General features: G+C 64.2%; 23 protein-coding genes, 1 pseudogene and 1 riboswitch. Of the genes and pseudogenes, 8 read left to right on the top strand and 16 right to left on the bottom strand.

Annotated features, from left to right (window positions below):
- The first annotated feature begins 9 nt into the window (after positions 1-9).
- The 4 genes from ACF8SD_RS09565 to ACF8SD_RS09550 all read left to right on the top strand — a co-directional run bounded on the left by ACF8SD_RS09565 (position 10) and on the right by ACF8SD_RS09550 (position 2,734).
- Entirely contained in the window at positions 10-753 is a 744-nt protein-coding gene (locus tag ACF8SD_RS09565; protein WP_173887459.1) for an ABC transporter substrate-binding protein, read from the top strand.
- A gap of 129 nt (positions 754-882) precedes the next feature.
- Positions 883-1,500: a GTP cyclohydrolase II gene (gene ribA / locus ACF8SD_RS09560; protein WP_029886268.1), complete on the top strand. Its 618-nt coding sequence runs from the start codon at positions 883-885 to the stop codon at positions 1,498-1,500.
- Positions 1,497-1,916 (top strand): MFS transporter, encoded by a 420-nt coding sequence (locus tag ACF8SD_RS09555; RefSeq protein WP_392484309.1) that lies wholly within the window; start codon positions 1,497-1,499, stop codon positions 1,914-1,916. Before ribA ends, ACF8SD_RS09555 begins: the two co-directional genes overlap by 4 nt.
- On the top strand, positions 1,916-2,734 hold the full coding sequence (locus tag ACF8SD_RS09550) for a cobalamin-binding protein (RefSeq protein ID WP_173887461.1): 819 nt from the start codon (positions 1,916-1,918) through the stop codon (positions 2,732-2,734). The genes ACF8SD_RS09555 and ACF8SD_RS09550 overlap by 1 nt, the downstream gene beginning before the upstream one ends.
- On the opposite strand, the pseudogene ACF8SD_RS09545 reads toward ACF8SD_RS09550, so the two are convergent.
- The 14 genes and pseudogenes from ACF8SD_RS09545 to ACF8SD_RS09480 form a co-directional block, all read right to left on the bottom strand.
- Positions 2,706-4,576, bottom strand: a pseudogene (locus tag ACF8SD_RS09545) (TonB-dependent receptor domain-containing protein). The gene ACF8SD_RS09550 and the pseudogene ACF8SD_RS09545 overlap by 29 nt on opposite strands.
- Positions 4,577-4,717: 141 nt before the next feature.
- The gene (gene dxs, locus ACF8SD_RS09540) at positions 4,718-6,613 is read right to left on the bottom strand and encodes a 1-deoxy-D-xylulose-5-phosphate synthase (RefSeq protein WP_392484308.1); all 1,896 of its coding nucleotides are present in this window, start codon (positions 6,611-6,613) and stop codon (positions 4,718-4,720) included.
- A gap of 107 nt (positions 6,614-6,720) precedes the next feature.
- A complete protein-coding gene (gene ispA / locus ACF8SD_RS09535; protein WP_009685725.1) occupies positions 6,721-7,608 on the bottom strand; it encodes a (2E,6E)-farnesyl diphosphate synthase in 888 nt (295 codons plus the stop codon).
- Positions 7,605-7,847: an exodeoxyribonuclease VII small subunit gene (locus ACF8SD_RS09530; protein WP_173887463.1), complete on the bottom strand. Its 243-nt coding sequence runs from the start codon at positions 7,845-7,847 to the stop codon at positions 7,605-7,607. The genes ispA and ACF8SD_RS09530 overlap by 4 nt, the downstream gene beginning before the upstream one ends.
- A 187-nt stretch (positions 7,848-8,034) precedes the next feature.
- Entirely contained in the window at positions 8,035-8,685 is a 651-nt protein-coding gene (gene ribB / locus ACF8SD_RS09525) for a 3,4-dihydroxy-2-butanone-4-phosphate synthase (RefSeq protein WP_173887464.1), read from the bottom strand.
- Positions 8,686-8,765: 80 nt separating this feature from the next.
- Positions 8,766-8,907, bottom strand: a riboswitch (FMN riboswitch).
- 318 nt (positions 8,908-9,225) lie between these two features.
- On the bottom strand, positions 9,226-9,927 hold the full coding sequence (locus tag ACF8SD_RS09520) for an XRE family transcriptional regulator (RefSeq protein WP_173887465.1): 702 nt from the start codon (positions 9,925-9,927) through the stop codon (positions 9,226-9,228).
- A gap of 176 nt (positions 9,928-10,103) precedes the next feature.
- Entirely contained in the window at positions 10,104-10,631 is a 528-nt protein-coding gene (gene ppa / locus ACF8SD_RS09515) for an inorganic diphosphatase (RefSeq protein ID WP_003255365.1), read from the bottom strand.
- A gap of 93 nt (positions 10,632-10,724) precedes the next feature.
- The gene (locus ACF8SD_RS09510; protein WP_173887466.1) at positions 10,725-11,540 is read right to left on the bottom strand and encodes a zinc-dependent peptidase; all 816 of its coding nucleotides are present in this window, start codon (positions 11,538-11,540) and stop codon (positions 10,725-10,727) included.
- A 9-nt stretch (positions 11,541-11,549) separates the two neighbouring features.
- Complete coding sequence (locus ACF8SD_RS09505; protein ID WP_009685738.1) at positions 11,550-12,197, bottom strand: DedA family protein; 648 nt, start codon at positions 12,195-12,197, stop codon at positions 11,550-11,552.
- A 189-nt stretch (positions 12,198-12,386) separates the two neighbouring features.
- Positions 12,387-12,845, bottom strand: a complete 459-nt coding sequence (locus ACF8SD_RS09500) for a GNAT family N-acetyltransferase (RefSeq protein WP_392484307.1) — start codon at positions 12,843-12,845, stop codon at positions 12,387-12,389.
- Positions 12,846-12,953: 108 nt separating this feature from the next.
- On the bottom strand, positions 12,954-13,772 hold the full coding sequence (gene eutC / locus ACF8SD_RS09495) for an ethanolamine ammonia-lyase subunit EutC (RefSeq protein WP_009685740.1): 819 nt from the start codon (positions 13,770-13,772) through the stop codon (positions 12,954-12,956).
- An 8-nt stretch (positions 13,773-13,780) separates the two neighbouring features.
- Positions 13,781-15,175, bottom strand: a complete 1,395-nt coding sequence (locus ACF8SD_RS09490) for an ethanolamine ammonia-lyase subunit EutB (RefSeq protein ID WP_173887468.1) — start codon at positions 15,173-15,175, stop codon at positions 13,781-13,783.
- Positions 15,176-15,221: 46 nt separating this feature from the next.
- Positions 15,222-16,670: an ethanolamine permease gene (gene eat, locus ACF8SD_RS09485; RefSeq protein ID WP_173887469.1), complete on the bottom strand. Its 1,449-nt coding sequence runs from the start codon at positions 16,668-16,670 to the stop codon at positions 15,222-15,224.
- A 171-nt stretch (positions 16,671-16,841) separates the two neighbouring features.
- Complete coding sequence (locus ACF8SD_RS09480) at positions 16,842-18,362, bottom strand: aldehyde dehydrogenase family protein (protein ID WP_274411473.1); 1,521 nt, start codon at positions 18,360-18,362, stop codon at positions 16,842-16,844.
- Positions 18,363-18,617: 255 nt separating this feature from the next.
- On the opposite strand from ACF8SD_RS09480, the gene ACF8SD_RS09475 reads away from it, so the two are divergent.
- The 4 genes from ACF8SD_RS09475 (at position 18,618) to ACF8SD_RS09460 (ending at position 22,944) form a co-directional block, all read left to right on the top strand.
- Entirely contained in the window at positions 18,618-20,618 is a 2,001-nt protein-coding gene (locus tag ACF8SD_RS09475) for a sigma-54-dependent Fis family transcriptional regulator (protein ID WP_392484306.1), read from the top strand.
- A 66-nt stretch (positions 20,619-20,684) separates the two neighbouring features.
- The gene (gene mpl / locus ACF8SD_RS09470; protein ID WP_392484305.1) at positions 20,685-22,034 is read left to right on the top strand and encodes a UDP-N-acetylmuramate:L-alanyl-gamma-D-glutamyl-meso-diaminopimelate ligase; all 1,350 of its coding nucleotides are present in this window, start codon (positions 20,685-20,687) and stop codon (positions 22,032-22,034) included.
- Positions 22,031-22,660, top strand: a complete 630-nt coding sequence (gene ubiX / locus ACF8SD_RS09465) for a flavin prenyltransferase UbiX (protein ID WP_029886945.1) — start codon at positions 22,031-22,033, stop codon at positions 22,658-22,660. The genes mpl and ubiX overlap by 4 nt, the downstream gene beginning before the upstream one ends.
- Positions 22,657-22,944 carry a YceK/YidQ family lipoprotein gene (locus tag ACF8SD_RS09460; protein WP_054904355.1) on the top strand — a complete coding sequence of 96 codons (288 nt, stop codon included), beginning with the start codon at positions 22,657-22,659 and terminating at the stop codon, positions 22,942-22,944. The genes ubiX and ACF8SD_RS09460 overlap by 4 nt, the downstream gene beginning before the upstream one ends.
- A 27-nt stretch (positions 22,945-22,971) precedes the next feature.
- Here the strand turns inward: ACF8SD_RS09460 and ACF8SD_RS09455 are convergent, their stop codons facing one another.
- Together ACF8SD_RS09455 and ACF8SD_RS09450 are read right to left on the bottom strand one after the other, a co-directional pair.
- A complete protein-coding gene (locus tag ACF8SD_RS09455) occupies positions 22,972-23,616 on the bottom strand; it encodes an oxidoreductase (RefSeq protein WP_009685749.1) in 645 nt (214 codons plus the stop codon).
- 27 nt (positions 23,617-23,643) lie between these two features.
- A complete protein-coding gene (locus tag ACF8SD_RS09450; RefSeq protein ID WP_173887474.1) occupies positions 23,644-25,377 on the bottom strand; it encodes a C13 family peptidase in 1,734 nt (577 codons plus the stop codon).
- Between the last annotated feature and the right edge of the window lie 97 nt (positions 25,378-25,474).

The raw sequence follows: 25,474 nt of genomic DNA, 5'->3' as shown, positions 1-25,474 counted from the left end.
AGCGCGTGAATGGCCATGAGGGTTGTGCTGCTGGCGGTGCTGCTGAGTGTCGCCCCGTGGGCGCTGGCTGCCGACAGCCTGCCAAAGCAGATCCAGCTGGTCAGCGAGGAGTGGGTCGACTACACCAATGCTGACGGTACCGGCGTTGCCTGGGACGTTCTGCGCAAGGTGTTCGAGCCGGCCGGGGTCAAGGTGGTGGCCCAAAGCGCACCCTACAGTCGCGCGGTCGGGCTGGTGAAGCGGGGCGAGGCTGATGCCTGGGTCGGCTCCTACAAGGAAGAGAACGGCGACAACCTGTACCCGCGCTGGCACTTCGATATGGATCATATCTATGCGCTGGGGCTGGCCAGCAAGCCTGTGCCCACGCCGCAGGATGTGGGCAAGTACCGCTTGGCGTGGGTACGTGGCTACGCCTACGGCAGCTACTTGCCCGATGTGCATGAGTTCCGTGAAATCCAGCGCCGCGAAGGCATCCTGCCGATGCTGGAGCATGACCGTGTAGACTTCTACATCGATTCCCAGACTGAAGTCGATTACGTACTGAACCAGTCGTCCCAGCCCGAACGCTTTCGCCGCACCCATGTGGCTGAGTTGCCGCTGTACCTGGCCTTTGCCCGCAATGACCAGGCCAAGGCCCTGTGTGACCTGTTCGACAAGCGCATGGCTGAGCTGGTGCGCAGTGGTGAGCTGAAGCCTATTTTCCAACACTGGCGGCAGCCCTATCCGTTCACTGCGGATAGTAAACCGCACTAAGGCCGGGCCTGCCTTGCCTGAGTATCGAACTTTTCGATCTTACCCCGCGGTATTCAGCCAGCCCATAGTGTGCAACCTGCTGATACAATCGGCTCACGAGATATGTCCCACTTTTTCCAGGAGCACAACGTGCCCGTCGTCTTTGTTGCCGCCTCTAAACTCCCGACGCCCTTCGCGACCTTCACCATGCATGGCTTTCTTGATGAAGCCACCGGCCGGGAGCATGTGGTGCTCAGCCTGGGTGACATCGCGGATGGTCAGCCGGTGCTGGGGCGCCTGCATTCCGAATGCCTGACCGGCGATGCCCTGTTCAGCCAGCGCTGCGACTGCGGCTCGCAGCTGGAGGCCGCACTGCAGGCAATCGCCCGCGAGGGCCGCGGCGTATTGCTGTACCTGCGCCAGGAAGGCCGTGGCATTGGCCTGCTGAACAAGATTCGCGCCTACGAGCTGCAGGACGGCGGGGCGGACACCGTGGAAGCCAACGAGCGCCTGGGCTTTGCCGCCGACCAGCGTGACTATGCCATGTGCCTGCCCATGCTCGAACACTTGGGCGTGAAGGCGCTGCGGCTGATGACCAACAACCCGCGCAAGGTCAAAGCCCTGACCGACATGAGCATCGTGGTTGCCGAGCGTGTACCGCTGCATACCGGGCACAACCCGCACAACCGCTACTACCTGGCGACCAAAGCCGGCAAGCTTGGCCACATGCTGGGCAACGAACACCAGGGCGAGGTGCCCCAGGCGTGACCCGTGCCGAGGTCAAGCGGCGGCTGGCGCTGGCCTGGTGGCAGTACCTGGCGGTGGGCCTGCTGCCGCTGCCGGTCATGAGCTGGGCTTTTGGCGGCGATGAGGCGCTGGTGCCGATTCTGGCCATGCCGTTGTTCATTGCCGGCGCGGCTACCATGTTCCTCAGCCTGCCGCGTTTCGCTGCCTACAAGCGTGCACTCATCGGCACCTCGAAAGCCTTGGGTACTGCTGAAGAGCCTGCCGCGTGGATCGAGTTGGCACGGGTACGGCGCCCGGCCATGTTGTACGCCTGCTTCCCGGCCTGGGTGGCGGCGCTGTCTGTAGGGGTCGGTCTTGAAGCAGTGCCGCAGATCCTGTTGGCGATATCCACCGTGGTGGTTTTGTACCTCTACCGCATTCCACGACAGCTCGGCTGATGCGCCTGCTGCCTGGCCTGCTGGCGTTGTTCGCCTGTGGCGCACTGGCTGGCGAACCCTTGCGAGTGGTCAGCCTGGCGCCTTCGATGACGGAAATCATGCTCGAACTGCAGGCCGATGACCTGCTGGTGGGTGTGCTTGATGGGGGCGAACGGCCAGATGCGTTGCGCGATTTGCCCTCGGTAGGCCGCCAAGGCCAACTGAACATGGAGCGCCTGCTGAGCCTGCGCCCCGACCTGTTGCTGCTGTGGCCAGGCAGCGTGCCGCCGGCGCAACGCGAGCAGCTCAAACGCCTGGGCATCACGACCTTCAGCGCCGAACCCCATGACCTGGACCAGCTCATCGAGCAGATCGCCGCGATTGGCGAGCGCGTCGGCCGTGCCGAGCAAGGGCAGCAGTATGCCCGGGCCCTGCGCGAGCGGTTGCGGCAACTGCGCCAGCAGTACCGACGCGACGAGCCCTTGCAAGTGTTCTACCAGGTGTGGGATCGGCCTTTGTACACCCTTGGTGGCCGACAAGTGGTGAGCGACGCACTGGCCGTATGCGGGGCGCGCAATGTGTTTGCCGACCTCAGCCAACCGGCGCCGCAGGTGAGTGTGGAGTCGGTGTTGCTACGCAACCCCCAGGTCATCCTGGCCGGTGACCAGGCGCAGTTGACCCGCTGGCTGGCCTGGCCGCAGTTGCGCGCCGTTGCCCACGCCGGTTTGCTGGTGGTACCCGATAAAGGCCTGGAGCGCCCGAGCGGGCAAATGATCGAAGCCACCGCCCGCTTGTGTGCGTTGCTGGCCGCTAAAGCCCCGGCGTCCACGTCACGCTGAACAGCACCGTGCGGCCTTCTTCGCGGTACGGGTGGTAGGCCCCTTCGTAGCTGTACAGGGCGCGGCTATAGCGGCGGTCCAGCACGTTATCCAGTTTGGCTTCCAGTTTCACTTCGTCGCTGGCTGCCCAACTGCCACGCAGGCCCAGCAAGCTGTGGCCACCGATGCGGTTGCGGTTGGCCTCATCGTCATAGCTGCTGCTGACGGCCTGCCAGCTGGCGCCCGCGCTGAAACGCCCGAAGTCACGGTCTAGGTCCAGGCTCAACGTGCGCCGGGCGCGGCGGGCCAGGGTGTGGCCAGTGTCACGGTCACGTGGGTCGATCAGCGCCATGCCCAACTGGGCGTGCCAACTGGCCCATTGCTGGGACAGGGCCATTTCCAGGCCGTTGATGCGTGCCGAGGCGACGTTGCGCGGGATCGAGTCCTGGCCAAATACGATTGCGTCGCGCAGGTCGGTCCGGTACAGCGAGGTCTCCAGGCGGGTGGTGGTCGCCAGCTGGCTGCGCCACTGCAGCTCATAGCTTTTCGAGTGCTCGGGGTCCAGGTTCGGGTTGCTGTATTGCGGGTAATACAGGTCGTTGAACGTCGGTGCGCGGAAGCCTTCGCTGTAGGACAGCAGCACATCGTTATCCGCGTTCAGCGGCACGGTCAGGCTGCCACTCCAGGTGGTCTGGCCGCCAAACTGCTGGTTGCGGTCGTGGCGCACGCCCAGCTCGGTGGAAAACTGCTCGCCCTGGTAGCGGTGCTGGGCAAAGACCGCCCGGTTCCACCGGCTGTCTTCGGTGAAGTCGGTACTGGCATGGACACGGTCTTCATACCAGTCCCCACCGATCAGCAATGTGTTTCGTTCGCCCAGGGCGAGGTCGTTCTGCCAGGTCAGCTGATCGCGGTAGGTGTTGAACACGAAGCGCTCGGCGCTCAGCTTGTCACGCTTGTCGTCGCGGTTCTCGCTGTGGGCCAGTTCCAGGCGCGAGCGCCAGGTATCGCTGAGCTGTGCATCGAAATAGCTGCCCAGGCTGCTGACGCTGAAGTCCGTGTAGGGCTTCTGGCCAAAGCTCTCGAAGGTTACGGGGTCGAAACCACCGAACGGGTTGTCGTATTCACTGCGGCCACGGCTGTCGAGCAGATTGACCCCGGCCTCGAAGCGCTCGCTGAAGGTGTGACTCAGGCTCAGGTTGAAGGACTGGTTGCGGTAGGCATCATGGTCGCCGTCACTGGCGAAGGAGGTGCCGGTCGAGTCGATGCCGGCTGTTTCATCCAGGCTGGCACCGAGGTTGAAGCGGGTCGCATCGTTGCCGCCAGAAAGCCCCAGGCTACGCTGGACGGTCTGGTGGCTGCCTGCCGCGATGCGCAGCCGCGGCTGCAGGCCGGGCGCGTTGCTGCGGCGGGTGAAGATCTGGATCACCCCGCCGATGGCATCGCTGCCGTACACCGCCGAGCGCGAGCCGCGCAGCACTTCCACCCGTTCGATCTGGTCAACGTCGAGAAACTGCAGGCCGCTGTCGCCCGAAGTGGCGTTGGCAATGCGTACGCCATCCACCAGCACCAGGCTTTGGGCCGCCTTGGTACCGCGTATGAAGATGCCCGGCAGGCTGCCACGGCCGCCAGTGGGGGCCACTTGCACGCCGGGTACGCGGCTTAGCAGGTCGGTGATGCTGGTGGGTTGCAGGCGGTCGATGTCGGCGCGGGTGAAGACCGTGTTGGCGGCGCTGGTGGCGGTGCGTGACTCGACCTGGCGGCTGGCGCTGATCAGCACGTCGGGAAGCTTCAGCGCGTCATCGCGTTCGGCGGCGATTAACAATGTGGGGCGCAGAGTAGCGCGGCACAGGCAGATTTCTTCATAAGCAGTACCATTTTGCGAGGGCTGCGCCCTCGATCGCGACACAAGGCCGCTCCTACAGGTATTGCACAAACCGGTAGAGCGGCGCGGTCTCTGTAGGAGCGGCCTTGTGTCGCGAAAGGGCCGCAAGGCGGCCCCGGGGATTACAAGCCGAGCTTGGCCATGCGGGCTTTCACCGAAGCCTCAATCCCGGCCGCATCCAGCCCGCACTCGGCCAGCATCTGCGCCGGCTTGGCATGTTCGACGTAGATATCAGGCAGGCCCAGGTGCAGCAGCGGCTTGACCACGGCCTGGCTGGCCAGGAACTCGCCTACCGCAGCGCCAGCGCCACCCATGATGGCGTTCTCTTCGACGGTGACCAGCAGCTCATGGCTGCCAGCCAGTTCCAGCACCAGGGCTTCGTCCAGCGGTTTGACGAAGCGCATGTCGACCACGGTGGCATTGATCTGCTCGGCAACCTGCATGGCCTCAGCCAACTGCACGCCGAACACCAGCAGGGCGACTTTCTGGCCTTGGCGGCGGACCACGCCCTTGCCGATTTGCAGCGGCTCTAGGTCGCCGCTGATCGGCGCGTTCGGGCCGGTGCCGCGGGGGTAGCGCACGGCAGCCGGGCCGTTGTACAGGTGGCCGGTGCTGAGCATCTTGCGCAGCTCGTTCTCGTCGCTCGGGGTCATCACCAGCATGCCCGGGATACAGCGCAGGTAAGACAGGTCGTAGCTACCGGCATGGGTCGGCCCGTCTTCGCCCACCAGCCCGGCGCGGTCGATGGCGAACAGCACATCGAGGTTCTGCACCGCCACATCGTGGATGAGCTGGTCGTAGGCGCGCTGCAGGAAGGTGGAGTAAATCGCCACCACGGGCTTGCTGCCCTCGCAGGCCATGCCGGCTGCCAGGGTGACGGCGTGCTGCTCGGCGATCGCCACATCGAAGTAGCGTTGCGGGTAGCGCTCGCTGAAATCGACCAGGTCGGAGCCTTCTTTCATCGCCGGGGTGATGCCCACCAGGCGGTTGTCGGCAGCGGCCATGTCGCACAGCCACTGGCCGAACACCGCGGAGTATTTCGGCCCGCTGGCCTTCTTCGGCGCGACAGGCTTGTCGGCGGGCTCCAGCTTGGTAATGGCGTGGTAGCCGATAGGGTCGAGTTCGGCGGGGGCGAAGCCCTTGCCCTTCTTGGTCACCACGTGCAGGAACTGCGGGCCCTTCAGGTCACGCATGTTGCGCAAGGTGGCGATCATGGTCGGCAGGTCATGGCCGTCGATCGGGCCGATGTAGTTCCAGCCCAGCTCTTCGAACAGTGTGCCCGGCACCAGCATGCCCTTGGCGTACTCTTCGGTGCGCCGGGCGATTTCCCAGGCACCGGGCAGGCGCGACAGCACTTTCTTGCTGCCTTCGCGCATGCTTGCGTAGGTGCGGCTGGACAGGATCTTGGCCAGGTAGTTGGACAGGCCGCCGACATTGCGCGAAATCGACATGTCGTTGTCGTTGAGGATCACCAGCATGTCGGCATTGACTTCCTGGGCGTGGTTCAACGCCTCGAAGGCCATGCCGGCGGTGAGGGCGCCATCACCGATCACGGCGATCGACTTGCGCGCGCTGTTCTGCAGGCGGGCGGCAATGGCCATGCCCAGCGCTGCGCTGATCGAGGTACTGGAGTGGCCCACGCCAAAGGTGTCGTACTCGCTTTCGCTGCGGCGCGGGAAGGCGGCGATACCGTCCTTCTGGCGCAGGCTGAGCATGCGGTTACGGCGCCCGGTCAGAATCTTGTGCGGGTAGGCCTGGTGGCCAACGTCCCACACCAGCCGGTCGTCCGGGGTATCGAACACGTAGTGCAGGGCGATGGTCAGTTCGATCACGCCCAGGCCGGCACCAAAATGCCCACCGGTCTGCCCCACGGTATACAGCAGCTCCTGGCGCAACTCGTCGGCCAGGGTCTCCAGGTCGGCTTCGGCCAGCCGGCGCAGGCCGGCAGGCGTGTCAGCGCGGTCGAGCAACGGCGTGACCGGGCGTTCGCGGGGAATCTCTTGAAACGTCGTGGGCATCAGGCGAGTCGTTATAGGTGTGTGAAGACGCGGCAGTTTACCCCATTGTGGGAAAAGTGCCCATTCGACCACTGCTTGTGACACCCCAATGGCGCGGGTATCCGTGCTTAGTTGCGGCGCTCGACGATATAGCGCGCCAGTGCCCGCAGCGGCTCGGCTTTTTCGCCGAACCCTTCCAGTGCGACCAGCGCCTGGTCGCGCAGTTCGATCGCATAGGCCTTGGCCGCGTCCAGGCCCAGCAAGGCCGGGTAGGTCGGTTTGTCACGGGCGATGTCTGCCCCTTGGCGTTTACCCAGGGTGGCGGTGTCGCCTTCCACGTCGAGTATGTCGTCCTGAACCTGGAATGCCAGGCCAATGGCCTGTGCATAAGTTTGCAGGGCGTCCAGTTGCTGCTGGCCGGCACGGGCGCTGGCCAGTGCGCCCAGGCGCACGCTGGCTTCGATCAGAGCGCCGGTCTTGTGCCTGTGCATGAATGCCAGTGCCCGCTGGTCGAGCTTCAGCCCGACCGAGCCAAGGTCGATGGCCTGCCCGCCCACCATGCCGGCTGGGCCGGCGGCCGTGGCCAGGGCCTGGACCATGGCCAGGCGGACGCTGTCGGCCTGCGGGCTGAGGTGCGGATCGAGCAGGGCGCTGAACGCCAGGCTCTGCAACCCGTCACCGGCCAGAATGGCGCAGGCTTCGTCGAAGGCCTTGTGCGTGGTTGGCTGGCCCCGGCGCAGGTCGTCGTCATCCATGGCAGGCAGGTCGTCATGCACCAGCGAGTAGGCATGGATCAGCTCCACCGCACAGGCCGCGCCGTTGGCCTGTTCGGCCGGGGCACCCAGGGCTTCGCACGCGGCGTAGGCCAGCAGTGGCCGCACGCGTTTGCCGCCGTTCATCACGCTGTAGCGCATGGCGGCATAGAGGCGTTCGAGTTCTTTGGTCGGGGCGACGAACAGCGGTTCGAGGGCTGCATCGACCCGCCTCTGGCAACTGGCCTGGTAGCTGCCGATCATGCTTCGGGCTCCGCGTCGAAGGGCTGGGCAGCCAGCTCGCCGTCACGCTCCAGCAGAATTTGCACCTTCTGCTCGGCCTGCGCCAGGGCACCTTGGCATTCTCGGGTCAGCGCGATGCCTTGCTCGAAAGCAGCCAGCGAGTCTTCCAGCGACAACTCGCCGTTCTCCAGGCGCTCGACCAGGGTTTGCAGGTCTGCGAGGGATTGCTCGAAATCGAGGGAGGATTTTTTGCGGGCCATGGCGACTGTCTCGGTGGCATTCAGAACGGCGCGACACTAGCAGAGCGGGGCGGGGGGAGCAAACTTCCGGGGCCATGAGGTTGGTTTCACAGGCCCTTTCGCGGGCATGCCCGCTCCCACAGCTACATCACAGCCTTCAGCGCTGCGCAATACCTGTGGGAGCGGGCGTGCCCGCGAATTGGGCCTGTCAGGCCGGCTCGGCTTCCAGCGCCACCATCGCCTCCCGGTACCGCGCCAGCTCTTCGATGGTCAGCACCGGCAAATTGTACTGCCGCGCGTACACCGCCACCTGTTCGCCACGGGCCATGGTCCCGTCGGGGTTCATCAGTTCGCAAAGCACTGCCGCCGGGCGCAGGCCGGAAAGGCGGGCCAGGTCTACCGAACCTTCGGTATGCCCCCGGCGGGCCAGCACGCCGCCATTGCGCGCACGCAGCGGGAATACATGCCCCGGGCTGACGATATGACGCTGTTCGGCGCTGGAACGCAGTGCCGCAGCAATGGTAGTGAGGCGGTCCTGGGCAGAAACCCCGGTGGTGATCCCTTCGGCCGCCTCGATGGTGACGGTGAAGCCGGTGCCATGGCGGGCCTGGTTGTTCTGCACCATGGGCGCCAACTGCAACGCGTCGACGGTGGCTTCGTCCAGGCACAGGCAGACGATACCGCTGCAATCGCGAATCATCATGGCCATGGTTTGCAGCGTAATGTTTTCGGCGGCGGCAATGATGTCCGCCTCGTCTTCGCGGTCGTCATCGTCCAGCAACAGGACCGGGCGCCCAGCCTTGAAGGCGGCGATGGCAGCGGAAACATTGGGGTAGTGCGCGTGGTGCTGGGTGGACATGAAACGCTCCTCGTGAATGATCGATGAACGTCTCGGGGCGAACAAAATGCGCGCGCAGGGGCGCCCGGATGGCCCCTGCCTGACGCCTTCTTTCATCCGGACTATGACCGTCGGCTCTGGAGTTGCACCAGATCTGCTGACCCCCGGCATGGCCGGGGCGCTCGCGGGCTCATCTTTCGATTTACCGCCGGTGGGGACTTTCACCCCGCCCTGAAGACCGCCACAGCATACCGCACGTGGGCACCCCGCTGGCAAGCCGCGGCTCTACGACCTTGGGCGATAGCGTGGGGGGCAGGCGAGCATGTGGGGCATTAAAAAGCCGGCTTGTGGCCGGCTTCTCGGGGACGCTTCCGACTAATTTATGGTAAGCCGCAATCGCCTTAACTGTGTGGCCATCAAAGGCCTGGAAGAGATGGCAGACACCCGTGTGAGATGTCGCCGAGCCCTCTGGACTGCGGCTTGCGCCGGTCGGGGCTGAATGTGCGGCGTAGCATACAAGGGCACGCTCTGGATGCCCAGCAAAAAATGGCACAGGGTGTTTCAACCGGGCCGCTGCTGGCGAAAGTACGACCAGTGGAACACCCAGCCAAGCACTTCCAGGCCCTGCGCCTGGCGCTGTGCCGGGGTGTAGCGCTCAACCGCATAGTTGCGCCGGTCATGGCTGTGCAGGTACAGCGTGCCATGTTGGCCGAGGCTGAGGGTATTCACCCTCAGCGCGCCGTTGTGCAGCAAGGCGTAGGTTTCGCCCTCGAACACCTGGGTCATGCTCACGTCGATCACCAGCACCGCCTCCTGCGGGATCAGCGGCAGCATGTTGCTGTCAGGCATCGTCAAGCTGATTGCATCGTCGGCCCTAACCCCCAACCCCTGCAGCGCTTTTGCCGGCAGGCGCAGGTGTTTGCTGGCGACTGGGCTGAGCAGGCCGTCATGCAGTTCGTAGTACGGCACCTTGACCAGCCGGCCATGGTCCACCAGCAGCGGGGACGGCGGGGGCGTGTGCAACTTTCGCGGCCGGGCGTTGCGCAGGATCGGGCTGGGGTGCTTGGGCCCTTCGCCCGTGTGCAGCCAGCGGCGATGCACACAGAACAGGTCGGCCATTTCGTCCAGCCGTGCCAAGGGCACGCCGCGCTTGACCCAATTGTTGACGTGCTGCGGCGTGACGCCGCGTTGGGCAGCGAAATCGGAAGGGGTAAGGCCGCATTCGTGCAGCAGGGCCCTGAGGCGGTCACCGGAGGTCTTCATGCCAGCGAGTGTAGCGGCGCGGTGCCAGCAAGGATATCAACTTGATGTTGACTGGACTTGTATGAAAAGTGGTTAGTTGTAGGGCACAGCTGTAGGGCTGTGTAGGAGTATTCGCCGAGTACAGCGATTGGCCATAAAAAAACCCCGCCATGGCGGGGTTCTTCCTGCAACCGGTATCAGCCCTTGTAGGCAGCGACCGATTTGGTGATCGCGGCACGGGCAGCGTCAGCGCCTTCCCAGCCTTCGATCTTGACCCACTTGCCCTTCTCGAGGTCTTTGTAGTTGGCAAAGAAGTGCTCGATCTGCTGAATCAGCAGGGCTGGCAGGTCGGTGTATTCCTTCACGTCGACGTACAGCTGCGACAGCTTGTCGTGAGGAACCGCGATGACCTTGGCGTCGCCGCCGCCGTCGTCGGTCATGTTCAGTACGCCAACCGGGCGGGCGCGGATAACCGAGCCTGGGGCGACCGGGTACGGGGTAACGACCAGCACGTCGAGCGGATCACCGTCGTCCGCCAGGGTGTTCGGGATGAAGCCGTAGTTGGCTGGATAGAACATCGGGGTAGCCATGAAACGGTCGACGAACAGCGTGTCGCTGTCCTTGTCGATCTCGTATTTGATCGGCGCGTGGTTGGCCGGGATCTCGATGGCGACGTAGATGTCGTTCGGCAGGTCTTTGCCCGCCGGAATCTTGCTGTAGCTCATTGGGCAGTGCCCCCGTGTTTGACCAAAAAAGTGGCGGCGATTATAGGCACATTCTGCCAGGGCATGCCACGCCTGGCCTGATGTGCGGCCGCGTCAGGCGTGGCTTTCGCGGTAGTCGGGGTGCTCGGCCTGAAGCCGGCGCAGGCGCGCCAGCGGGTCTTGCCGGTAGAACAGCGCCAACTGCTGATAGACCAATGGATAGGCCTGATGGAGCAGGTCGGGGGCACTAAAGAAGTATTCGCTGGTGACGGCAAAAAACTCGGCGGGGTTCTCTGCCGCATAGGGGTCGATGGCGGTTTCGGCGTCGGGGTTGGCATCGAGCTGGCGGTTGAGGTCGTCGTAGGCCTGCTGCATGGCGGTGGCCCACTCGGCCACCGGCATGTCGCTGTGCAGCGGCGGCAGGCCGTTGGCATCGCCATTGAGCATGTCGAGCTTGTGCGCCAGTTCGTGGATGACCAGGTTGTAGGCCTCCCAGCCGCCGCTGGCCAGTACGCCGTTCCAGGCCAGGATGATCGGGCCCTGCTGCCAGGCCTCGCCACTGTGCTCGCCGTCCCACACGTGCTCCACGCCACTGGCATCGCGGTGGCGCTGCGGGCTCTTGAAGTCGTCGGGGTAGAGGACGATTTCGTGAAAGCCCTGGTACCAGTTCAGTTCGCCCAGGTGCAGCAGTGGCAGTTGCGCCTGGGCGGCGAGCAGCAGCCGCTGCTGGTCGCCCAGTTCAACGCCCGGCAGGCACGTCAGGTGCTTGTCGAGCAGGAACAGGATGCAGGCTTCGCGCAGCCAGTGGTCTTCTTCGTCGGTGATGCCGTCCAGCATCGGCAGGCACTCGCGTACGGCCTGCCATTGCTGTGGCGTGATCGGGTAGCGTGCCAAAGCACGCTTGCGCCGCCAGGCGCGGAACGACCACATGCTGGCCGGTCAGTGCGCCTTGGCCGCGCGGCCCAGGCGGGTACGCAGCAGGCCGAGGATCATCGGTACCAACGACAGGATGATGATGCCCACGACCATCAGCGACAGGTGTTGCTTGATAAAAGGCACGTTACCGAAGAAGTAGCCCAAGGTGACCAGGCCACCTACCCACAGCAGCGAGCCGGCCACGCTGAAGCCCAGGAAGCGCGGGTAATGCATGTGGGCTATACCGGCCACGAACGGCGCGAAGGTGCGCAGAATGGGCAGGAAGCGCGCCATGGTCACGGTCTTGCCACCGTGGCGCTCATAGAAGTCGTGGGTGCGCTGCAGGTAATCGCGACGGAAGATCTTCGAATTGGGGTTGTTGAACAAACGTTCGCCCGCCGTGCGCCCGATCACGTAGTTGGTGCTGTCGCCCATGATTGCAGCAGCCATCAGCAGGCCGGCCAGCAATACCGGGTCCATGCCACCGCCTGCGGCAACGGCGCCGGCGATGAACAGCAACGAATCGCCCGGCAGGAAGGGCATCACCACCAGCCCGGTTTCGCAGAAGATCACGGTAAACAGGATGGCGTAGATCCAGGGGCCGTAATTGGTGACCAGCAAATCGAGGTAGGCATCGAGATGCAGGATAAGGTCGAGCGGGTTGAAATCCATGTACAGCACCTGTGTTCTTGGGCGTAGGCTCGGTTTACCGGCGGATGGGTAAATTTTCACACATGACAGGCGGGCCATTATACGGCTAAGTGACGATCATGCCCGGGGAGTTTGTAGCGGGGGGTTACTGCACGCGGTAGTGCCGTATCCGACCCTGGGCGAGCTTGCCCGCGCAGGGGCGGACGCAGGTCAATCCGGGATGATTGGCAGGATGTAGCTCTTGAACTCGGTATCTTCACGAAAACCGATGGATTCGTAGGTCTTGTGCGCCGTGTCATTGTTGCTGCTTGTGGACACGCGCATGCGCACGGCGTTGGTTTCCTTGGCCATTTTCTTCGCTTCGCGCATCAGGTGGTCTGCTACCAGCATGCGCCGGGAGTCTTCGGCCACATAGATATCGTTGAGAATCCATACCCGCTTCAGCGACAGCGACGAATAGCTCGGGTACAGCTGGCAGAAGCCCAGCAGCTTGTTGTCGTCATCATCCGGGAGCGCCAGGTAGATCACCGATTCGTCCCGCTGCAGGCGTTTTTCCAGGAAGCTGCGCGAGCTGTCGGGATAGGGCAATTGCCCATAGAATTCACGGTATTTGACGAACATAGGCGTCAACAGGTCGAGGTGTTCCAGTGTTGCCTTGATGATGCGCATGTGCGGCCCTCAGAGTCCATTAGGGAAAACAGCGGATTGCCAGCAGCTTCGAGGGCATGCTGCCCCAAGCCCGGCCCGCGGCACAATCCGCTTTGCATGACAGGGTGTTCAGCCCTCGCCAAGCAGAAAGTTGCCTCGCTGCGCGGGGCCATGTTCGCTGTCGATGCTATGGACCTCGGCTTCGTCCTTCAGATTCACCCCGGACAGCTGGCGCCGACAGGCTTCACGCATCAGGTACAGCAGGCGGTGTGCGGCCATGCCATAACTCAAGCCCTCCAGGCGTACGTTGGAAATGCAGTTGCGGTAGGCATCGGTCAGGCCGACCTTTGGCGCATAGGTGAAATACAGCCCCAGGCTGTCGGGCGAACTGAGCCCGGGCCGCTCGCCGATCAGCATCACTGTCATGCGCGCGCCCAGCAGTTCACCCACCTCATCGGCCACTGCCACGCGGCCCTGCTGCACCAGCACCACCGGTGCGCTGGTCCAGCCGTCGGCGGCGGCCTGCTCCTCGAACCGGCTCAGCAACGGCAGGGTATGCCGGTGCACGGCAAGCGCCGACAGGCCATCGGCAACCACGATGGCCAGGTCGACCCCACCTGGGTTGGCCTGGGCGTGCTGGCGCAGGGTGGCGACCGATGCTTCGTTCAGGCGCCGGCCCAGGTCGGGCCGTTGCAGATATTCGTGGCGGTCGCTGGCGGCGCTGTGCAGCACCAGGCTTTCCCGGCCGCGTTCAGCCAACTGGGTAGCCAGGCCAGCGTGGTCGAACGCCAGGTGCACGGCATCACGGGCCTGGGCATGGGCGAACTGGAAGTCCAGTTGCGCCCCGGTCGGCAGGCTGGTACCGCTGCGGCCCAGGGCGATACGCGCCGGGGTCAGCGTGCGCAGGGCCAGCCAAGGGTTTTCAGGGGTAGGGGTGCGATGGTCCATGGTGATCCCTATGCAAGCTGTGCCAAGGCCTGGCGGAACGCCGGCGGCAGGTTGTCACCGAAGCGCACCCGGCCATCGGCCTGGGTGAAGATGCCGGTGCGGGCCAGCCATGCCTCGAATTCCGGCCCAGGCTTCAGGCCCAGGGTCTGGCGCGCGTAGAGCGCGTCGTGGAACGAGGTAGTCTGGTAGTTGAGCATGATGTCGTCGGAACCGGGGATACCCATGATGAAGTTGATCCCGGCCACCCCCAGCAGGGTCAGCAGGGTGTCCATGTCGTCCTGGTCGGCCTCGGCGTGGTTGGTGTAGCAGATGTCGCAGCCCATCGGCACGCCCAGCAACTTGCCGCAGAAGTGGTCTTCGAGCCCGGCGCGGATGATCTGCTTGCCGTTGTACAGGTACTCCGGGCCAATGAAACCGACCACGGTGTTGACCAGGAACGGCTTGAAGTGGCGGGCCACGGCATAGGCGCGGGTTTCGCAGGTTTGCTGGTCGACCCCGTGGTGGGCATTGGCCGACAGCGCACTGCCCTGGCCGGTTTCGAAGTACATCAGGTTCTGCCCCAGGGTGCCGCGCTTGAGCGAAAGGCCGGCCTCGTAACCCTCCTGCAGTACATTCAGGTTGATGCCGAAGCCGGCATTGGCCGCTTCGGTACCTGCGATGGACTGGAACACCAGGTCCAGCGGCACGCCGCGGTTGATCGCTTCGATGGAGGTGGTGACGTGGGTCAGCACGCAGGACTGGGTGGGTATGTCGTAGCGCTGGATGATGGCATCGAGCATTTCCAGCAGGGCGCAGATCGAGGCAATGCTGTCGGTTGCCGGGTTGATGCCGATCATGGCATCGCCGTTGCCGTACAGCAGGCCGTCGAGAATGCTGGCGGCAATGCCGGCCGGCTCGTCGGTCGGGTGGTTGGGCTGCAGGCGGGTCGACAGGCGCCCGCGCAGGCCCATGGTGCCGCGAAAACGGGTGACCACACGTATTTTTTGCGCCACCAGCACCAGGTCCTGCACGCGCATGATCTTCGATACCGCCGCCGCCATTTCCGGGGTCAGCCCCGGCGCCAGGGCGCGCAGGCTATCCTCGTTGGCCTCTTCACTCAGCAACCAGTCACGCAGGCCGCCGACGGTGAGGTGGCTGACCGGCGCAAATGCCTGGGCATCATGGCTGTCGATGATCAGCCGGGTGACCTCGTCGGCTTCGTAGGGGATCAGGGCTTCGTTGAGAAAATGCGTCAGCGGGATATTGGCCAAGGCCATCTGCGCGGCTACGCGCTCGCCGTCGTTGCTTGCCGCAATGCCTGCCAGGTAGTCCCCGGAGCGCGCCGGGCTGGCCTTGGCCATGACATCCTTGAGGCTGTCGAAGCGGTAGACCAGGTGGCCGACCGTGTGTACGAAACTTGCCATACAGAATCTCCAGAGCCGCGGGTTGCCCCGCGGCGGGTGGCGCCGGTCAGTTCAGAGCCTCTTCGGCCTGCTGGATCGCGGCGAATTCCTCTTCCGGGGTGCCCGCTACCAGGTGGTGGCGGCTGTAGAAAGCAAAGTAGGCAATTAATACCGCATAGATCACTGCGGCGCCAATCACCACGCGCGGGTCCACCAGGAAACCGGCGACCACGGCGATGCACGCCAGCACCAGGGCCAGGCCGGAGGTGAAGATGCCGCCAGGGGTACGGTAAGGGCGCTCCATCTTCGGCCGGCGGATGCGCAGGGTGATATGCGCGGCCATCATCAGCACGTACGACAGCGTGGCGCCGAACACCGCCACCAGGATCAGCAGGTCGCCCTGGCCAGTCAGCGACAGCGCAAAACCGATGATGCCAGGAATGACCAGGGCCATGACCGGCGCCTTGCTCTTGTTGGTTTCCGACAGTTTGCGCGGCAGGTAGCCGGCGCGGGACAGGGCGAAAATCTGCCGCGAATATGCATAGATGATCGAGAAGAAGCTGGCGATCAGCCCGGCCAGGCCGACCAGGTTGACGAAGCTGCCCATCCAGGTAGCGCCGCCGTAGGCTTTGGCCAATGCTTCGACCAGAGGGTTGCCGGAAGCTTTCAGCGCCTCGGAACCCGCGCCGCCAGGGCCGACCACCAGGATCAGCAGGGCAAAGGCCAGCAGCACCAGCATGGCGCCGATCAGGCCGCGTGGCAGGTCACGTTTGGGGTTCTTGGTTTCTTCGGCGGCCAGCGGCACGCCTTCGACGGCGAGGAAGAACCAGATGGCATACGGGATCGCCGCCCATACCCCGACATAGCCGAACGGCAGGAAGCTGCTGGCGCCGACGGCGTCCGTCTTGGCGATGTCGAACAGGTTGGCTGCATCAAAATGGGGCACCATGGCCACCAGGAACACCGCCAGGGCAATGGCGGCGATGGCCGTGATGATGAACATCAACTTCAGTGCTTCGCCCACCCCGAAGATGTGGATGCCGATGAACACCACGTAGAACGCCAGGTAGATCATCCAGCCGCCAATGCCGAACAACGACTGGCAGTAGGCGCCGATGAAGGTCGCGATGGCGGCGGGGGCGATCGCGTATTCAATGAGGATCGCCGTGCCGGTAAGGAAACCGCCCCAGGGGCCGAAGGCGCTACGGGCAAAGCCGTAGCCACCGCCAGCGGTCGGGATCATCGAGGAAAGCTCGGCCAGCGAGAAGCACATGCACAAGTACATGGTGGCCATCAGCAGGGTCGCGAGGAACATGCCGCCCCAGCCACCCTGGGCCAGGCCGAAGTTCCAGCCGGCGTAGTCGCCGGAAATGACATAGGCCACCCCCAGGCCGACCAGCAGCACCCAGCCGGCCGCGCCTTTTTTCAATTCACGTTGCTGGAAATAGTCCGAACCGACCTTCTCGAAGTCGACGGAAGAGCCTGCCGGCGAGCCGGCGGATTGATCGCTTGGCATAGTTTCACCTGTTGTTTTTCTTGGTGGGCGGAAGGGTTCCGCGCCGATGGTGATGGGTACTGCAGGAAGCGAGCCAGGGAGCTGCAAGACTGAAGCTGCAAGCTGCAAGAGAAAAGCGAGTCGGCGGGCGATTCGCTTTATTCTTGAAGCTTGAAGCTTGCAGCTAGTTGCTTAGAAGAAGCCCAACGGATTGATGTCGTAGCTCACCAGCAGGTTCTTGGTCTGCTGGTAGTGGTCGAGCATCATCTTGTGGGTTTCACGCCCAACCCCGGACTTCTTGTAGCCACCGAACGCGGCATGCGCCGGGTACAGGTGGTAGCAATTGGTCCATACACGGCCAGCCTTGATCCCGCGGCCCATGCGGTAAGCGCGGTTGATGTCGCGGGTCCACACGCCGGCGCCCAGGCCGAACTCGGTGTCGTTGGCAATCGCCAGCGCTTCGGCTTCGTCCTTGAAGGTGGTGACGCTGACCACCGGGCCGAAGATTTCCTCCTGGAACACGCGCATGCGGTTGTTGCCCTTGAGCAGGGTCGGCTGGATGTAGTAACCGGTGGCCAGCGAGCCTTCGAGTTTTTCAACCTTGCCACCGGTCAGCAGCTCGGCACCTTCCTGCTGGGCGATCTCGAGGTACGAGAGGATCTTCTCGAACTGCTGCTGCGAAGCCTGTGCGCCAACCATGGTGTCAGTGTCCAGAGGGTCGCCGCGCTTGATCTGCAGCACCTTCTTCATCACCACTTCCATGAACTGCGGGTAGATCGACTCCTGCACCAGCGCCCGCGATGGGCAGGTGCACACTTCGCCCTGGTTGAAGAAAGCCAGCACCATGCCTTCGGCCGCTTTCTCGATGAAGCTCGGCTCAGCTTGCATGATGTCTTCGAAGTACACGTTCGGCGACTTGCCGCCCAGTTCCACGGTAGACGGGATGATGTTTTCGGCGGCGCATTTCATGATGTGCGAGCCAACCGGGGTAGAGCCGGTGAAGGCAATCTTGGCGATGCGCTTGCTGGTCGCCAGCGCTTCACCTGCTTCGCGGCCATAGCCCTGCACCATGTTGAGCACGCCTTTGGGCAGCAGGTCACCGATCACTTCCAGCAGCACGGTGATGCCCAGCGGGGTCTGTTCCGCCGGCTTGAGCACCACGCAGTTGCCAGCGGCCAGGGCCGGTGCAAGCTTCCAGGCGGCCATCAGGATCGGGAAGTTCCACGGGATGATCTGCCCGACCACGCCCAGCGGTTCGTGGATGTGGTAGGCCACGGTGCCTTCGTTGATCTCGGCGGCGCCACCTTCTTGTGCACGAATGCAGCCCGCGAAATAGCGGAAGTGATCGACCGCCAGTGGAATGTCGGCATTCAGGGTTTCGCGGATCGGTTTGCCGTTGTCCCAGGTTTCGGTAATGGCCAGCAGCTCGAGGTTCTGCTCGATGCGGTCGGCGATTTTCAACAGCACATTGGAACGATCCTGCACCGAGGTGCGGCCCCAGGCGTCGGCGGCAGCGTGGGCAGCGTCCAGTGCCTTGTCGATGTCTTCGGCAGTGGAGCGGGGGAATTCGGCAATCGGTTGGCCGTTCACCGGGGACGTGTTGGTGAAGTATTCACCCTTTACCGGAGGAACGAACTCACCACCGATGTAGTTACCGTAGCGGTTCTTGAAGGAAACCTTCGCGCCTTCGGTACCGGGATGTGCGTAACGCATGGTGTGTCTCCTGGCTATTGTGTTTGTTAGGGAGTTGGAAAGCGTAGAGCAAAGGTTGGGCCAGCGTGCGCGGCACCCGTAAAATCAATGGCTTGGGCGGGTGTGGCGGGCACGTGGCAGCCAGCCTGTGCCGGTTGCGGTACGCCTGGGGGTGACATTTTGTGCCGTTCACGACACGTCACCCGCGGGTGCATTGCAATGCCTTCGCCGGTGGAGGATGCTGGTGGCACGCGCTATCTGCGGAGAACTACAACAATGCAGAGCAATCACTTCAGCCGCCATGCCCGGCAGGTCCACAGTGTGGCCCATGGTGGTGCTGGCGAGGGCGTCAGCGACCCCTCCATTGCCCGCTCGTGGCTACGTTGCCTGGAGGACTACCACCTCGACCCAACGGTGATCGAGGCGCCAGTGGTGCTCGAGCACGGGCGCTTGCTGGAAAGCCGCGAGCGCTTGCGCCAGGTGCTGCAGATCGCCGACCACGAAATGAACAGCCTGCACCAGCAGCTCTCCGGGGCCGGCCATGCGGTGTTGCTGACCGATGCCCGCGGGGTGATCCTCAATTGCGTCAGCGCGGCCAGCGAGCGGCGCAGCTTCGAGCATGCCGGGCTGTGGCTGGGCGCCGACTGGAGCGAGGCGCGTGAAGGCACCAATGGCATCGGCACCTGCCTGGTCGAGCGCCAGGCGCTGACCATCCACCAGAACGAGCACTTCCGCGGCCGCCACACCGGGCTGACGTGCTCGGCCAGCCCGGTGTTCGACCCCCATGGCGAGTTGCTGGCAGTGCTCGACGTATCCTCGGCACGCCCCGACGTTTCACGGCAAAGCCAGTTCCATACCATGGCCTTGGTCAACCTGTCGGCCAAGATGATCGAAAGCTGCTACTTCCTGCGCCATTTCGAGCAGCAGTGGCTGCTGCGTTTTCACCTGCAGGCCGAGTCGGTCGGCCTGTTCAGCGAGGGCCTGCTGGCTTTCGACGGTGATGGCCGGATCTGCGCGGCCAACCAGAGCGCCCTGAACCTGCTGGGCAGCGTACGCAGTGGTGTGCTGGGCCAGCCGTTGGAGCGGTTTTTTGCCTGCAGCCACGATGAGCTGTTCGGCCGCGCCACGCCCGGTGGCAGCACGGCCTGGCCGCTGCGCACCCTGGACGGCCGCCAGGTGTTCGCCAGCCTGCGCGGGCAGGCGCGCGCGCCTGTATGGTCGGTGCCCGTTGCTCAACCGCGGCCCACGCGTGTTGCAGAGCCGCTGGTATGCCTGCTCGACCCGGCGTTGCAGAATGATTTCCGCCGCAGTGTGCGGGTGTTCGAGCGCGATGTGCCACTGCTGCTGCGCGGCGAGACCGGCTGCGGCAAAGAGGCCTTTGCCCAGGCCGTGCACCAGGCCAGTGAACGCCGTAGCCAACCCTTCGTGGCCATCAACTGTGCCTCGATCCCTGAAAGCCTGATCGAGAGCGAGCTGTTCGGCTACCGCGGTGGCAGCTTCACCGGTGCCCGCAAGGAGGGCATGCGCGGCAAGCTGTTGCAGGCCGATGGTGGCACCTTGCTGTTGGACGAGATCGGTGACATGCCGCTGGCCCTGCAGACACGCTTGCTGCGTGTGCTGGAGGAGCGTCAGGTAGTGCCGATCGGCGGCGAGCCACAGGCGGTGGACGTGCGCATTGTCAGCGCCACCCACCGTGACCTGCTGCAGCGGGTCGAGCAGGGCAGTTTCCGTGAAGACCTGTATTACCGCCTCAATGGCCTGGAAGTGGCATTGCCGGCCGTACGCGAGCGCAGTGACAAGGCGCAGTTGCTGGACTTCCTGCTGCGCCAGGAGGCGCAGGGCCAACTGATCGACATCGAACCGAGGGCGCGCCAGGCGCTGCTGGACTTCGCCTGGCCGGGCAACGTGCGGCAGATGCGCAACGTGCTGCGTACCCTGGTGGCGCTTTGCGAAGGTGGCCGCATCACTTTCCCGGATCTCCCTGCCATTGTGCGCAGCAACACTGGGCCTGTGGGAGCGGGCGCGCCCGCGAGGCCGTCTGCCCAGCCGACACAAGGCGAGGGCGCTGCCCCCGTTCGCGGGCACGCCCGCTCCCACAGGTCCGACAATGAACCCGGTGGGGGTACCGAGGTGTTGCAGGACGCAGAACGGCAAGCGCTCATTGAGGTGCTGCAGGCAAAACACTGGCACCTCACCCGTGTCGCCGAACACTTGGGCATCAGCCGCAATACCTTGTATCGAAAACTGCGCAAACACGGCATCACCCGGGGCGACTGAGCGAAACAGCGGGTGCGATTTGTCGCGCCCTGGGCTACCCTGCCTCGATGTTTTGCGAGGTCGACCATGCATATTCACATTCTCGGTATTTGCGGCACTTTCATGGGCTCGCTGGCAGTGCTGGCCAAGGAGCTTGGCCATCGCGTGACCGGCTCGGACGCCAACGTCTACCCGCCGATGAGCACGCAGCTCGAAGCCCAGGGCATCGAGCTGACCCAAGGCTACGACCCGGCTCAACTGGAGCCGGCACCCGACCTGGTGGTGATCGGCAACGCCATGTCGCGCGGCAACCCGGCGGTTGAATACGTGCTGAACAAGGGCCTGCCCTATGTTTCCGGCCCGCAGTGGCTGGCCGACCACGTGCTGCAAGGCCGTTGGGTGCTGGCCGTGGCCGGTACCCACGGCAAGACCACTACCAGCAGCATGCTGGCCTGGGTGCTGGAGCACGCCGGCATGAGCCCGGGCTTCCTGATTGGCGGTGTACCACAGAACTTCTCGGTGTCGGCCCGCCTGGGGGCTACGCCGTTCTTCGTGGTCGAAGCCGACGAGTACGACAGTGCCTTCTTCGACAAGCGTTCAAAGTTCGTTCACTACCACCCGCGCACTGCGATCCTCAACAACCTTGAGTTCGATCACGCAGACATTTTCCCGGACCTGGCCTCGATCGAGCGGCAGTTCCACCATCTGGTGCGCACCATCCCCAGCGAAGGCCTGGTCATCCACCCGACCACCGAACAAGCGCTGGAGCGGGTCATCGGCATGGGCTGCTGGACCCCAGTACACACCACGGGTGAAGGTGGCCAGTGGCAGGCCCGCCTGCTCAGCGCCGATGGCTCGCGTTTTGAAGTGCTGTTCGAGGGCCAGGCGCAAGGCGTGGTGGACTGGGCGCTGACCGGTCAGCACAACGTCGCCAACGCCCTGGCTACCCTGGCAGCCGCTCGCCATGTAGGCGTGGTGCCGGCCATGGGCATCGAGGGCCTCTGCGCCTTCAAGAGCGTCAAGCGGCGCATGGAGAAGGTTGCCGAAGTACAGGGCGTGACCATCTACGATGACTTCGCTCACCATCCGACTGCCATCGCTACCACCCTCGACGGCCTGCGCAAGCGCGTTGGCGAGGCGCCGGTGATCGCGGTAATCGAACCGCGCTCCAACTCGATGAAGTTGGGTGCACACCGCGATGGCCTGCCAGAAAGCGTCAACGACGCCGACCAAGTGATCTGGTACGCGCCGGCCAACCTGGGCTGGGACCTCGGTGCTACTGCTGCGCAGTGCAAGGTACCGAGTGTGGTTGCCGACAGCCTCGAAGCGATCATCGAACGCATCAAGGGCCAGGCCCGCCCGGGCACCCACGTGGTGATCATGAGCAACGGCGGCTTCGGCGGCCTGCATGGCAAGCTGGCCGAGGCGCTGAAGTGAACGGGCCGGAACGCGTTACCCTGGCCATGACGGGCGCTTCAGGCGCCCAGTACGGCCTGCGCCTGCTCGATTGCCTGGTGCGCGAGGACCGCGAGGTGCATTTTCTGATCTCCAAGGCTGCGCAACTGGTAATGGCCACCGAGACCGATGTGCTGCTGCCGGCCAAGCCCCAGGCGATGCAGGCCTTCCTCACCGAATACACCGGTGCTGCCGATGGGCAGATCCGCGTGTATGGCAAGGAAGACTGGATGTCGCCAGTGGCCTCGGGCTCGGGCGCGCCGGCAGCGATGGTGGTGGTGCCGTGCTCCACCGGCACCTTGTCGGCGATTGCCACCGGGGCCTGCAACAACCTGATCGAGCGCGCAGCCGACGTGACCCTCAAGGAGCGCCGACAGTTGATTCTGGTGCCCCGCGAAGCGCCATTCTCCACCATTCACCTGGAGAACATGCTCAAGTTGTCGCAGATGGGCGCGGTGATTCTGCCTGCGGCGCCGGGCTTCTATCACCAGCCGCAAACCATCGACGACCTGGTCGACTTCGTTGTGGCGCGTGTTCTCAACCTGCTGAACATTCCCCAGGACATGCTGCCGCGTTGGGGCGAGCACCACTTCGGGGTGGATGATTGAAACGGGCGCTGGCCGGCTTGCTGGCGCTGGGGTTGCTGAGTGGTTGTGCCACGGTGCGCACGCTGGATGCCAACAAGCCAGGGGCGCCGGTGGTGTATGCCGGTACGCGTCTGGATCTGTATGTGATCAACGGTGGTTGCTGCCCGCAGGATCGGTTTGGGGCTCAAGCCCCGAGCTATCCGGGGCTGGACCTGCCAGGGAGCATGCTGCTTGATACCCTGTTGCTGCCGTTGTCCTTGCTGACTGCTGCCGGTGTAGGCTTCCAGGCCACAGGGGGGCTGTGAGGGATTGCACGGTCCTGTGGGAGCGGCTTACTTCTTGCCCAGCTTGCGCAATTCATCCGACTCCACAATCCGCACCCCGTCTTCTTCTTCGAGGGCCAGGCGCCATAGCGCACGGGCCAGGGTGCAGGCCTCGATCCCCCGGTATTTCCCTGGAATCAGCCGGGACAACGGTGAAACCAACTGCTCTGCCAGCCGCGGCTTGATGCGCTCGCCCAGCAGCAGAGACGGCCGCACGATGGTCAGCTGCGGCCAATCCTGCGCTTTGAGCGCCTCTTCCATCTCGCCCTTCACCCGATTGTAGAAAATCGATGATTTCGGGTCGGCGCCCAAGGCACTGACCACCAGCAAATGCCGTGCGCCCATTTCCCGGGCCCGTTTGCTGAACGCCACCACCATGTCCAGGTCCACCGCGCGGAACGCCGACTCGGAGCCGGCCTGTTTGAGGGTAGTGCCCAGGCAGCAATAGGCAACGTCGACCCTGCCGGCCAGCTGCGGCAGGAACACTGCCGGGTCACCCACCGGGTTTTCCAGGTGCGGATGTTCGGCCAGCGGCCGGCGGGTGGGGGCCAGCACGCGGGTGATGGTGGGCTCGTTGAGCAGGCGGTCGAGCAGGTGTTCACCGGTGAGGCCGGTGGCACCGGCAAGCAGGACATGTTGAGGCGTCAAGTACATGATGTCTCTCCCTTGTTACACCCAAGTCTAGTGGTTGCCAGGTGTTTTTGCCTGTGCGCCCACCTTGGCCTGGGTCGTGTTGCGCAATGCTTCTTCGGCCTGTTGCCGGCGCAGCTGCTGCCAATGCTCAAGCACCGCCGGCGGCGCCCACAACTGAGGCTCAGAGGCTTCGAAACCTTCCCTTTGTTCCCTTTCGGCAACACTGCCGCGTGCCAGTTCAAACGCCTGTTTCAGGTCGTCGGTCTGGTTCAGGGCCTGGGCGAACAGGGCGTCGCCAAAGTAGGTGAAGTCGGCTTCCTCCGAGCAACCGAAGGAGACTCGGTCGGCGCGGGCGGCAGTCATGATCAGGGTACGCTCATCTTTCAGCGGGGCGATATACCCCCCTGAATAGCAGGCCGAGATGACAATGACCTTGTCGCGATCCTTCAGTGGCGCAAGGGCCGTCGCCAATTCGTCGGCGGACAAGTCGGCCAGTTGCAGGCGGGGTTGGTCGAGCACCAACTGGTGGTCTGCGCTGCCGTGGCTGGTGAGGTAGATGAACACCAGGTCTTCCGGGCCGCTGCGCTCGGCCAGGGTGCGGGCCGCGCGGGTGAGGTTCTCGCGGGTTGCCATGGGGCGGCTGGCCAGGTGGTCGCGGTGGTTGACCAGGGTCACTTGGCCGCGGGCGCCAAAGCGTACCTTGAGCATGGTGCTGACGTAGTCGGCTTCACGCAGGAACACACTCTGTTGGCCGTCACCGCCCACCACCAGGCTGTACAGCTGAATCGGCGGGGCCGAGCGCGGCACTGCGGCCAGCGCCTGTTGCAGTAGCCGGCCTTGGTTCAGCAGGGCCAGGTCAAGCGGGTCGGGCAGCAGCGTGCCATGCTGGTCGCGCACGCGCACACCGTTGGCCCACACGCCGCTTTCGACCTTGCCGTTGGGCAGGATCAGGCGCCCCTTGCCGTGGTAGGCATCGTTGAGGAAACCGCCTACGTACTGGCTACCGTCGGCCAGTTGCAAGCTGCCTTGGCCAGACAGCCGCCAGTCGGCGAACGTGCCTTTGTAATGGCTGCCGTCGCTGCCCAACAATTCACCTTCGCCGATCAGCGAGCCGTCCTTGAATTGGCCGATCCATACATCGCCATCGGCACTCTCGTAGCGGCCACGACCTTCAATACGGTTATCCTTGAACTCGCCGATGTACTGCTCGCCATCGACGCTGTCGTAGGTGCCGCTGCCTTGCAGTTGGCCATTGCTGAAATGGCCGCTGAACCGGTTACCGCTGGCGTCGCTGCGCACCCCCGCGCCGTTGGGCTTGCCCTTGGCGAACAGGCCCTGGTAACGGCTGCCGTCGGCCAGCACCAGCTCGCCGGCGCCGTCGTACAGGTCGTCCTTGAATTGGCCGCGGTAGGTTTGGTCGGCTTGCTTGAGGGTGCCTTCGCCATCACGGCGGCCGTGCTTGAACGTGCCGGCATAGTGGCTGCCCGGTGTGGTCAGGTCGCCCAGCCCCTCGAACAGCCCCGCGGCGAACTGGCCGCGGTACACCTCGCCGTTCTGGCCGTGCCATTCGCCCTGGCCATGCCACTGGCCGTCCTTGAAGGTGCCGGCATACCAGCTGCCGTTGGGATAGTCGATCCGCCCTTCACCCTGCAGCAGGCCATCGACCACCTGGCCCCGGTAGCGCCCACCGTCGGGCAGGCGGGCATCCGGCGGCAGCAACGATTCGCCATCGCCACAGGCGGCGAGCAGCAGGACCAGGGTAATGGGGAGCAGTGGACGCATGGCGAGAACCGGGCAATAGGTCTGCCGATTATGACGCAGAATGGGATCCTGAAACAGCGAGCGCCTGCGCTGACGCACATCCCCGTAGGAGCGGCCT

The sequence above is a fragment of the Pseudomonas sp. CJQ_9 genome, from assembly GCF_043106615.1.
In the GTDB taxonomy this organism is placed as follows: domain Bacteria; phylum Pseudomonadota; class Gammaproteobacteria; order Pseudomonadales; family Pseudomonadaceae; genus Aquipseudomonas; species Aquipseudomonas juntendi.
The sequence above is the reverse complement of the archived record's forward strand: the minus strand, read 5'-3'. Positions and strand labels throughout refer to the sequence as shown.